Here is a 10676-nt window from a genome sequence, read left to right on the forward strand (position 1 = left end):
TATGAACTGGATCAGGTTCAACGGGTCACTGCGCCGCGAAAGCCAGCAGTATCTCAGCCCCTTGCCGGGACTCCCCTGGTGAATGGGTCGAAATTGAGCGGGCCGACGCTATTTTGTCAAGCGCTTTTGGCCCGCGGCTTTGATCGGTCGCCAATCAAGTCGTGCGGGAAGGCTGATGAATGTGTCGGGGAAGATTTGGCGGTAGGCGTCGGTGCTCATGGTTTGCCCTCGTGCCGAGCGCCTGGGCCGAGGAGTTCGCGCAGGAACTCGTGCATCCAGATCGGCACAGCGGAGAGACCAGCGCGCAGATCCTCGCGGATCACCTCGCCGTGCTTGGGGTCGGCAAGCGGACGGCGCAACGTCGTCTGGATCCGCAGTTCTCTTGACCGTCGGAGCGGGCCGAACACTACAGAAGATGCGAGTTTTTCATTCGACCAGATCCCGTAGGTAGCGCCGGCAAAGGGGAATCCGATTTGCTGAGCGACCTGCAGCTCGGAAGAAGGCTTGGTCAAGCAATGGGATAGAACTCCATCCAATTCGTGGAGCAGGGAACTTGCTTCTTCCCGTCAAATGCCGGATGAAAGATGACAACTGAGGGATTGATTCGGAGCTTGTGAATGCGCGGGGTGCAAGCAGCTTTGGCCGCAATGATCCTGACCGGTCCCATCACTTCCGCTCTCGCCGACAACAGTTCTCCCTTCATCTATTTTGCTACCGAAGATCCTTTCGCTGTCGGTCAACCGGCGAAGAACGACGTCTATTTTTTTGGCGGCGTTTTTGCGGCCGGATCATTTGGGAACACGATCAACGTCTTCGGCGCCGACTATACGAACAACTACATAATCGGAGCTGCTTACGGCCGCGACTTCGCCGATATTGGCGCTGGTTTCGTTCTTGGCGGTGTGACCGGGGCCGCCGTAAGGTTTGGCGAGGATGACGATACGTCAGGGGAAGTTTGGGCCGGGGTTAGGGTTCGTCACCAGGGCCTTGTCATCGGCGATCTGGCGATTGCGCCAGCACTGACGGCCGGTTTGAGTGCCGTTACGGGAACCACCGAAATCGAACGCGAGCGCGAGGTCTATTACGACGGCGACGCGTCTTTCCTTGGTTTCATCGGCGCCGAGCTTTCTTTCAGGTTAAGGCAAGCTCCCAACGTCGAGCTTGTCTATCAACTCCACCACAGATCCGGCGCCGGTGGTACGTTTGGAAATATGGGAGAGGGCTCCAACGCGAATACTGTTGGGCTTCGTTATCGTTTCTAGCTGACGCCTTAACGCTCCGACATTTTGAACGGAGCAGCTTCACAGCCTTCGACCCACGGGGAGGAAGCTCCAACTCTCTGTGGCTCATGGCGCGTTTGCTGACCCTGGCGACTGGTCCCGTGGAAGAAATCGAAACCGCTTTCGCGAGCTGCGTCAACGCAATGACCTTCGTCTGGATCATCTCCAACTCACGCTGAGCATTTGTCTCGCAGAAGGGGCCATACACTTGAGCGGCTGACAGCGCCCGGAAAGGTGGCGGCGCCATTTACGGGGCGTTGGGGCAGAATTGCCAGCGGAATTGGGGCCTCCGGGTGTCCCGCCGCAGGGAGGCAAATGAGGGGAAGGTGGGCCGGAGCACGACACCGGCTTCTCCGGAAATCGCTTGCCAGTAGTATTGAAAGCGACAACCCGCTGAGCTTTACAGCCAAGCAGAAAATCGGCGGCCCATTTTTCAATGAGCATTGCCTGAACCCACCCACCTGCGGCTTGCCAGTGGCCCGCGATTCGTAGCTTTACGCGCCCGACTTTCGTGCGCATGCCGGCAGCGAAGATGGGCCGGAGATCGAGGCTGGATGGAAACGTTCCAGTGAAAGGGCCGGCGAGTTCGTAGCTCTTCAGATATGCGATTGCTGCGACGCATGGCCGAGCGATCACAAATAATGATCGCGATGAGCTGGCAGGAAAAACCGCTTTGGCTATCGGAGATTCGCCAAAATGGCCGAAAATCCGTCGGAAAGCTCGCCGCAACCTAAAGCCAGACCGCGCGGCTAGGCACCCACTCGAGCCGCTTCGGATGTAATATCTCGATCCGTATCATTGGCGAAGCGGCGGGGATGTTTCACAGCCCGCAGCTGTCTTTTTCATCTGGCTAGGAGCGGCGCCCTTCGCGTCGGCTGTCGCCTGACCAGTGGGCTGTGCACTGCCGGTCTGCTGGCCGGGGGCACAATCTTTTACCGCATTCGGTTTCGATGTGCCGCCCGTTATGGTGGGGTCAAGCTTCATGCCGCCGGCCGCACCATAATTCGTTCTGATACCTTGTTTATGTTGAACGGGCGTGGCGGCTTGTGCCAACGACAGGCCAGCCGACAAAGCGATTACAACTGATGCGAACATAAACCGTTGCATGATATTTCTCCCGGTTTGAGCGCTGTCGCTCGATTTACGGCAGCAGCGGGTCGTCCCTAGGGAATCGCCGGGCTTGCGGAGGCGTTGGTGACCCCTGCCGTCAAGGTAACTATTAGTGACGCCTAATGTTCCATTGCCTCGACAGGCGGGCCTTACCGCTTCTTCACCTTCGGTGTGAAGCCTTGGGGCAATCGGCTACGGCAATACTTTTCTTCGTATCGAATATGCGCATCACCTATTTGGGGTAGCCACTTCCAGTGTGGGACGATGTCTCATCGTGAGCTATTGGGCAGAAGAACGACCTCTGCCCGGGAGCGCCCCTCGGTTGAAGTACTCAACAAGCTCGCTGTTCATCTGGTGGAACGGGGGCCGAAACGCATCCTGTCCTTGGCCGTATTCAAAAGCGCCAAAGTCGCAGGACGTGTTGCAAGCTACCGCTTTCCTCGGCCCACGCTCTTCGCCAAGCGCGGCGGGGGCTCTACAGGGGAGCAGGGGGTTGGTCGGCCATGTTGCCTGACTAAACCCTGCGCGGCTTTAATCACGGCCTTTCGGTTGTTGCCGTGTTTTAGGATCAACTCCCAAGCCAGGTCCGTAGTCAAGCCGTTCTCCGAAGCGAAATATCCGACTTGATGGTCGTGAATAGCACCATGCCAGAGCTTATCATCGCCCATTTAAGCCTCCGCTCTGTCCTGTTTGAGCTACGAGCGCCAGGATCGTCCCCGCGCTGCTAAGCTATCGGCATATTAGCAATAGCTCAACTAAGACTGAAGTCCCTTACACCTCGATCGAGCGTTGGCTTCACGAGCATCGCTGACTACGAGGGCCCCAAGGCGAAGCGCTATCGGGATGGAAGCCGACGTTCGCAGCGAACGACTAGGCGGCAGCCCAGCAGCTCGGCTGCGAGGGGGACTGGCAGAGCGGTGGCCGCCGGGCTTGACCGGCGGGAAGCGGAGCGGCCGTTCAGGCCTCTACTACTATTGTCGGCGCGCCGGGCCTGGCATGGCCGATGATGCGAGCCGAAGGATAGCCGTCCGCGACGATCCTCTCGACGAGCGCCGCTGCGCAGTCGGTCTCGCAAGCAACCAGCAAGCCGCCCGAAGTCTGTGGGTCCGTGAGAAGATGGCGTCGCCACTCGGGCATGCCGGGAGGCAAGCTTACCGCGTCGCCATAGCTCGCCCAGTTGCGCCGCGATGCGCCGGTAACATGGCCGTCGACCGCGAGCGAGGCAGCTTCGGAAAAGAGCGGCACGTCGTGGCTGCAAATTATCAGCGTGCACCCGGAACCGCGTGCCATCTCGAGGGCATGTCCGAGCAAGCCAAATCCGGTCACGTCGGTGACGGCGTGGACGCTCGCGTCCTGTGCCAGCTCCGATCCGATCCGGTTGAGAAGGGTGGTGGAGGCGATCATTTCGCGATAGCCGCTCTCCGAAAGCGCCTGCTTCTTGATGGCGGCGGAATAGATGCCGACGCCGAGCCCTTTCGTCAGGATCAAGGCGTCACCCGGCCTGGTGTCAGAATTGCGTCGGATATCCTCGGGTCGGCATGTGCCGATGACTGCGAGGCCGTAAATCGGCTCCGGCGAGTCGATTGAGTGGCCGCCGGCAACCGGGATTCCGGCGTCGGCGCAGACAGCTTCGCCACCTTTCAGGATTTCGCGGACCATGAGCGTCGGGATCTTGTCGAGAGGCATGCCGAGAATAGCCAACGCCATGATCGGCCGGCCACCCATCGCATAGATATCGGAAAGGGCGTTGGTTGCGGCAATCCGGCCGAAATCGTAGGGGTCATCTACCATAGGCATGAAGAAGTCGGTGGTCGCAATGACGCAAGTCGCGCCGTCGAGCTGCCAGACTGCCGCATCGTCGCCGGTCTCCGTGCCGACGAGAAGTTGATGATAGGGACTGGCAGCCGCCGGATCGGCGAGAAGCTGCTGCAGCACTGACGGCGCCAGCTTGCAGCCGCAACCGCCGCCATGGGCGAGGCTGGTCAGGCGCACAACGGGCGCTTCGGTGATTTCAGGCGAGAGGGCGATTGCCATGGTCGTCGAGCCTCCTCTGCTGGCACGCTTTAGTAGGGATCAAAGTCAACCGGAATGGAAAATACGATCGCCCAACGCACGGCACGTTTGGAGCACGCTTGCTCTCAGCGGATTTCGTTGGGTTAGGAAGGGCAAGGGCCGTATCCGGCGTGCGAGGCACCGCCGTCATCGGGTATCGATCGAAAGGCGCCCCGACCCGCGGGAGCTGTTTCATCGCCACGCCTTACTCTATGGCAATGCGTTCGTTTTCGTCAATCGCAATCGCGGTCACGAAAAGATGACAAGAATATTCAACAATAATAGACAATGCCGATTTGCGGGCACAACCTTTTGCAGGAAGGCGGTTCGGAGGGGCGCTTTTGCTGCACCGTACGCGCCTCGTTCTTTGGCATTGATTTTATTTGGTCCGACACTAGTTAGTCGGATTGACCGTTGGTTCGAGTTGCCTTGTGGGGCATCGGCTTCGGGAGGAACCCATGAACATCAATCTTTCTCGACGCGCGTTCCTGCAAACAGCAGGCGCGGGTCTCGCCGGTACCACGCTTGGAGCCCTCGGCTTCGGCGATAGCGAGGCCGCACACGCGGCGGCTATCAGGCCGTTCAAGCTCGCGAACACCACCGAAACACGCAACACCTGTCCATACTGCTCGGTGGCTTGCGGCATAATCTTGTATTCGAAGGGCGATCTCAGAAAGGGCGAGCCGGCCGAGATCACCCATATCGAGGGTGACACTGATCATCCGACCAATCGCGGCACCTTGTGCCCCAAAGGGTCGGCCCTGCTCGGATTTGTCAAGTCGCCGACCCGTCTGCAACATCCGATGATCCGCAGACCGGGCTCGGACAAGTTCGAGCCGATAAGCTGGGAAGACGCGCTCGGCCGCATCGCCCGCCTGATGAAGGACGATCGCGACAAGAACTTCGTCGCGACGAACAATGACGGCGTGACGGTAAACCGGTGGATCACCACCGGCTTCCTCGCCGCCTCGGCTTCGACCAATGAAACCGCGTTCGCGACCTACAAGGTGGTCCGCAGCGCGGGCATGCTGGTGTTCGACAACCAGGCACGTGTCTGACACGGCCCGACGGTGGCGAGTCTCGCTCCAACATTCGGCCGCGGCGCAATGACCAATTCCTGGACCGACATCAAGAACACGGATCTCGTCGTCATCATGGGCGGCAATGCCGCGGAAGCGCACCCTTGCGGCTTCAAATGGGTCACAGAGGCGAAGGCCAACCGCGGCGCCAAGCTCATCGTCATCGACCCGCGCTTTACGCGCTCGGCTTCGGTGTCGGATCTTTACGCGCCGATCCGCCAGGGAACGGACATCGCCTTCCTGCTCGGGCTGATCAACTACTGCATCCAGAACGATAAGGTGCAATGGGACTATCTGAAGGCCTTCACCAACGCGACATATGTCGTCAAGGAGGGCTTCACCTATCAGGACGGCCTCTTCTCCGGCTATAACGAGGCGAAGCGAGACTATGACAAGTCCAGTTGGGACTATGACATAGGCACGGACGGCTTTGCCGTTGTCGACGCGACATTGGCCAATCCCCGCTGCGTCTGGAATCTGCTCAAGAAGCATGTCGCGGTCTACACGCCCGAGATGGTCGAGCGCATCTGCGGCACACCGAAGGAGCGGTTCCTGAAGGTGGCCGCGATGGTCGCCGAGACGTCGTCTCCGACCAAGGCGATGACCTCGATGTACGCGCTCGGCTGGACCCAGCACTCGAAGGGCTCGCAGAACATCCGCGCCATGGCGATGCTGCAGCTTGTTCTCGGCAATATTGGTATACGCGGCGGCGGCATGAACGCGCTTCGCGGTCACTCCAACATCCAGGGGCTGACCGACCTCGGGCTGATGTCGAACCTGCTGCCCGGTTATTTGACGCTGCCGACTGAGAAGGAGGTCGATCTGGCAGCCTACATGTCGACCCGAGGCTTCAAGCCGCTCCGGCCGAACCAGATGAGCTACTGGCAGAACTACAGGAAGTTCTTCGTAAGCTTCCAGAAGTCAATGTGGGGCAACGCGGCAACGCCGGAGAACGGCTTCGCCTATGACTACCTGCCGAAGCTCGACCTGCCGGGCTACGATCTGCTGCGGGCTTTCGAGCTGATGCACCAGGGCAAGATGAACGGCTATTTCTGCCAGGGCTTCAACCCGCTACAGGCAGCTCCGAACAAGAAGAAGGTGATCGAGTCCCTCTCGAAGCTCAAATACCTCGTCATCATGGATCCGTTGGACACGGAGACGGGCCGGTTCTGGGAGAACCACGGGCCGTACAACGATGTCGATCCGTCGCAGATTCAGACGGAAGTCTACCAGCTTCCCTCCACCTGCTTCGCCGAGGACGACGGCTCGCTGGTCAATTCGGGGCGCTGGCTGCAGTGGCATTGGGCCGGCGGCACGCCCCCCGGCGAGGCCAAACGCGATACCTGGATCATGGCGCAGCTCTATCTGCGGCTGAAGGAGCTCTACACCAAGGAAGGCGGCGCCTTCGCGGATCCGATCGTCAAGCTCAACTGGCCTTATGCCGATCCCGGCGATCCGAAGGCCGAGGAGCTTGCCCAGGAGATCAATGGCAGGGCGCTCGCCAGGGTAACCGACACGGCCGACCCGACAAAGGTGCTGGCCGAGGCCGGAAAGCTCTTGCCGGGCTTCGCCGCGCTGCGCGACGACGGCTCCACCTCCTGCGGCTGCTGGATCTATTCCGGCTGCTTCAACGAAAACGGCAACAACATGGCCAGGCGGGACACCACCGATCCTGACGAAACCGGCGCCTATTCCAAATGGGCGTTCTCATGGCCCGCCAACCGCCGCATTCTCTACAACAGGGCGTCGGCTGACCTCACCGGAAAGGCTTGGGATCCAAGCCGCAAGGTGATTGAATGGGACGGCACGAAATGGTCGGGCTACGATGTCCCCGACATCTTGCCAACGTCAAAGCCCGATCAAGTAGGCCCGTTCATCATGAATCCGGAAGGCGTCTCGCGCCTCTTTACCCGGGGCATGATGCGCGACGGACCATTCCCGGCACACTACGAGCCATTCGAGTCGCCCATCGCGAACCCGATAGCTCCCAAAGTCCGCGGCAACCCCGCAGCGCGGGTGTTCGAAGGCGATATGGCCCAGTTCGCCGAATCGGCTTCGCAGGAGTTTCCCTACGCGGCGACCTCCTACCGACTGACCGAGCATTTCCACTTCTGGACCAAGCACGTCATCACCAATGCGGTGATGCAGCCGGAGTTTTTCGTGGAAATTTCGGAACAGCTTGCGGCCGAGAAAGGCATCACCAAAGGCGGCTGGGTGCGCGTTTGGTCGAAGCGCGGTTCCGTTGTGGCGAAGGCCATGGTGACCAAACGGATCAGGCCGCTCACCTGCGATGGCAAGACCGTCCACATCGTCGGAATACCGCTGCACTGGGGCTTCACGGGAGCGGCGAAGAAAGGCTTTGGCCCCAACATGCTCACCCCCTTTGTCGGCGACGCCAACATCGAGACGCCTGAATACAAGGCGTTCCTTGTCAACATCGAGCCCATCGCCGGGCCGGTAGCGTAGGAGGAGTAAGCCATGTTTCCTCCACTTCCAAATCCTTCGACGACGGACACCGCACCACGTTTTTCCGACAAGGACCTCATCCGCCGCTCGGCCTCGACGGTTCCCGCGCCCGAGCAGCAATTGACGGAAGTCGCCAAGCTCATCGATGTTTCGAAATGCATCGGCTGCAAGGCATGCCAGACGGCCTGCATCGAGTGGAACGACACGCATCCGGAGATCGGCCTCAATGCCGGCGTCTATGAGAATCCTGCCGATCTCACGCCGGACATGTTCACGCTGATGCGCTACAGCGAATGGGACAATCCCGAGACGAACGAACTCGAATGGCTGATCCGCAAGGATGGCTGTATGCACTGCGCTGATCCGGGGTGCCTCAAGGCTTGTCCGGCGCCGGGCGCCATAGTGCAGTATTCGAACGGCATCGTCGATTTCGTCCATAAGAACTGCATCGGCTGCGGCTATTGCATCAAGGGTTGCCCGTTCAACATTCCGCGCATCTCCAAAGTCGATCACACGGCCTACAAATGCACGCTCTGCTCCGACCGCGTGGCTGTCGGCCAGGGACCAGCCTGCGCCAAGGCCTGCCCGACCCAGGCGATCGTGTTCGGCACGAAAGACGAGATGAAACAGCACGCCGACGGCCGCATCAAGGACCTGAAATCGCGCGGCTATTCGAATGCCGGCCTCTACGATCCGCCCGGCGTCGGAGGGACGCATGTGATGTATGTGCTGCACCATGCCGACCAGCCGGAACTCTATTCGGGTCTGCCGAAGGAGCCGAAGATCAGTCCGCTCGTGGAGGCGTGGAAGGGCGTGACCAAATATGCCGGCCTCACCATTCTCGGCGTGGCGGCCGGCGTCGGCCTGCTTCACCATCTGGTCATGGGACCGAACAGGGTCTCCGAGACGGATGAGGAGCATGCCGAAGAGCTGACGGAAGGCAACAACGATGGCCGCGTATGACGTGAAGCCGAACGAGCAGGTACATCCCGGCAAGCCAGTCATCGTGGACCGCTACACGGTGGGCGCGCGGATCAACCATTGGATCACGGCGGCCAGCCTGATCCTGCTCGCCTTGACCGGCCTTGCCATGTTTCACCCGAGCCTGTTCTTCCTGTCGGGGCTGTTTGGCGGCGGTCAGTTCACGCGCTTCATTCACCCATGGATCGGCGTCTTGCTCTTCTTTAGCTTCCTTGGGCTTTTCCTTCGGTTCTGGAAGGCCAATTTGTGGAGGCCCGAGGACGGAACGTGGCTCGCCCGTTTCCGTGACGTATTGTCCAATCACGAGGACAACGTCCCGGAAGTCGGCAAGTACAACGCCGGCCAGAAGCTCGTCTTCTGGTCAATGTCGATCCTCATCGTCATCCTGATTTCGAGCGGCATCGTCATCTGGCAACAATATTTCGCCGCTTACACCACGATCGGCCAGCAGCGGGTAGCGCTGCTTGTTCATTCGATCGCTGCCGTGGCGATCATCGGCGTCTGGATTATTCATTTCTACTCGGCCATCTGGGTACGCGGCACCATTCCCGCCATGACGCGCGGACGGGTGACCGGCGGCTGGGCGTGGCGGCATCATCGCAAATGGCTGCGTGAACTGGTCGCACGCAAGCCGGACGGACGTTCTGGATCGGATCCCGCCGAATGAGCGGGTATTTGTTTTTACGCAATTCCGGACGGAAAACCGTTATACACTTTTCGTGGAATTGCTCTGGAACAGTATCAAGCCGACCACGTGGCCCGTGAGGTTCGTGAGGTTGAAATGCCAAGGCAACAAGATCCGTCACGCCCTGACCCGACTGTAATCGGCGAAGTCTCGGTCCCACCCTTTGCGCGCGTGCCTGATCCGCGGACCTTGTTCATTCGCCGCTCCGAGCGATTGATTGTGTTGGCGGATGACCACCAGCTCGGCCCCTATCTCCGCTTCCTCGCTGCACTGACGGATGCGCAGCACCGCATCCAGGACGGCTTGCCGGAGATCGAATTGCCGACCGCGGAGGCGCGCGAGCGCGCACGAATCTTCGGTATGCCGCCGCTCGATCGCAACCAATTCACTTCGGATGCCGCCCTTGGAATGACGCTCGGCCGCCTGTTCGAAGTGGCAGCCACGATCGAAAAACCAAAGGCGGCCGCAGCCGCCTTGGGCAGGCTGGCGAATATCGATGCGTCCGGGGTCGACCCCATGGTGCGCAATGTGCTCACCGATGCGATCCCAATGAACGCGCTTGCCGAGCATGTCTATGTCGCGGCCGCGCTGCAGGTTCACTTCGCCCGCCTCGCGGCATGTCTCGACAGCTCGAAGCTCGTTCCGGTTGCCGACGGCGCCTGTCCGGCCTGCGGTGGGCCGCCCGTATCCTCGATCATCGTCGGTTGGCACGGCGCACACGGGGCGCGGTTCTGCGCCTGCGCCCTGTGTGGAACATTGTGGAACCACGTCCGCATCAAATGTACGCTGTGCGGCTCGACCAAGGGCATAGGCTATCAGGAAATCGAGGGAGGTTCTGGCACGGTCAAGGCCGAAACCTGCGATGCATGCGGCTGCTATGTAAAGATCCTGTACCAATACAAGGATCCGGCTCTCGATCCGGTCGCCGACGACGTGGCGACGCTCGGCCTCGACCTGCTCGTCCGCGAGGGCGGCCATCGCCGCGGATCGTTCAATCCGTTCCTTGTTGGCTATTGAGGATAC

Annotated in this window: 9 protein-coding genes; 6 read left to right on the plus strand and 3 right to left on the minus strand. The window is 60.2% G+C overall.

Features of this window, described 5'->3' with window-relative positions:
• Positions 1-215: 215 nt before the first annotated feature.
• Entirely contained in the window at positions 216-512 is a 297-nt protein-coding gene (locus tag NKH02_RS30230; RefSeq protein ID WP_352883309.1) for a hypothetical protein, read from the minus strand.
• Positions 513-617: 105 nt separating this feature from the next.
• Here NKH02_RS30230 and NKH02_RS30235 point away from each other — a divergent pair, with 105 nt between their 5' ends.
• Both NKH02_RS30235 and NKH02_RS30240 read left to right on the plus strand, forming a co-directional pair.
• Positions 618-1262 (plus strand): hypothetical protein, encoded by a 645-nt coding sequence (locus tag NKH02_RS30235; protein ID WP_352883311.1) that lies wholly within the window; start codon positions 618-620, stop codon positions 1260-1262.
• Between the two features lie 561 nt (positions 1263-1823).
• Positions 1824-1922, plus strand: a complete 99-nt coding sequence (locus NKH02_RS30240; protein WP_352883332.1) for a hypothetical protein — start codon at positions 1824-1826, stop codon at positions 1920-1922.
• 153 nt (positions 1923-2075) lie between these two features.
• Here NKH02_RS30240 and NKH02_RS30245 read toward each other — a convergent pair whose 3' ends face one another.
• The gene (locus NKH02_RS30245) at positions 2076-2387 is read right to left on the minus strand and encodes a hypothetical protein (RefSeq protein WP_352869600.1); all 312 of its coding nucleotides are present in this window, start codon (positions 2385-2387) and stop codon (positions 2076-2078) included.
• Positions 2388-3347: 960 nt separating this feature from the next.
• Positions 3348-4424, minus strand: coding sequence for a selenide, water dikinase SelD (gene selD / locus NKH02_RS30250; protein WP_352883313.1), 1077 nt, complete (start codon positions 4422-4424; stop codon positions 3348-3350).
• 476 nt (positions 4425-4900) lie between these two features.
• Between selD and fdnG the strand changes: the two genes are divergently transcribed.
• The 4 genes from fdnG (at position 4901) to fdhE (ending at position 10670) form a co-directional block, all read left to right on the plus strand.
• On the plus strand, positions 4901-7987 hold the full coding sequence (gene fdnG / locus NKH02_RS30255) for a formate dehydrogenase-N subunit alpha (protein WP_352883314.1): 3087 nt from the start codon (positions 4901-4903) through the stop codon (positions 7985-7987).
• Between the two features lie 12 nt (positions 7988-7999).
• Positions 8000-8950 (plus strand): formate dehydrogenase subunit beta, encoded by a 951-nt coding sequence (gene fdxH, locus NKH02_RS30260; protein ID WP_352883316.1) that lies wholly within the window; start codon positions 8000-8002, stop codon positions 8948-8950.
• Complete coding sequence (locus tag NKH02_RS30265) at positions 8937-9635, plus strand: formate dehydrogenase subunit gamma (RefSeq protein ID WP_352883318.1); 699 nt, start codon at positions 8937-8939, stop codon at positions 9633-9635. Before fdxH ends, NKH02_RS30265 begins: the two co-directional genes overlap by 14 nt.
• 114 nt (positions 9636-9749) lie before the next feature.
• Positions 9750-10670: a formate dehydrogenase accessory protein FdhE gene (gene fdhE / locus NKH02_RS30270; RefSeq protein WP_352883320.1), complete on the plus strand. Its 921-nt coding sequence runs from the start codon at positions 9750-9752 to the stop codon at positions 10668-10670.
• Positions 10671-10676: the final 6 nt, after the last annotated feature.

This window comes from Mesorhizobium sp. M1396 (genome assembly GCF_040317725.1).
In the GTDB taxonomy this organism is placed as follows: domain Bacteria; phylum Pseudomonadota; class Alphaproteobacteria; order Rhizobiales; family Rhizobiaceae; genus Mesorhizobium.

Bases quoted from the DNA above. Each gene is read 5' to 3' on its own strand.
- NKH02_RS30235 (WP_352883311.1), top strand. From the start codon at position 618: ATGCGCGGGGTGCAAGCAGCTTTGGCCGCAATGATCCTGACCGGTCCC.
- NKH02_RS30245 (WP_352869600.1), bottom strand. From the start codon at position 2,387: ATGCAACGGTTTATGTTCGCATCAGTTGTAATCGCTTTGTCGGCTGGC.
- selD (WP_352883313.1), bottom strand. From the start codon at position 4,424: ATGGCAATCGCCCTCTCGCCTGAAATCACCGAAGCGCCCGTTGTGCGC.
- NKH02_RS30265 (WP_352883318.1), top strand. From the start codon at position 8,937: ATGGCCGCGTATGACGTGAAGCCGAACGAGCAGGTACATCCCGGCAAG.
- fdhE (WP_352883320.1), top strand. From the start codon at position 9,750: ATGCCAAGGCAACAAGATCCGTCACGCCCTGACCCGACTGTAATCGGC.
- fdxH (WP_352883316.1), top strand. From the start codon at position 8,000: ATGTTTCCTCCACTTCCAAATCCTTCGACGACGGACACCGCACCACGT.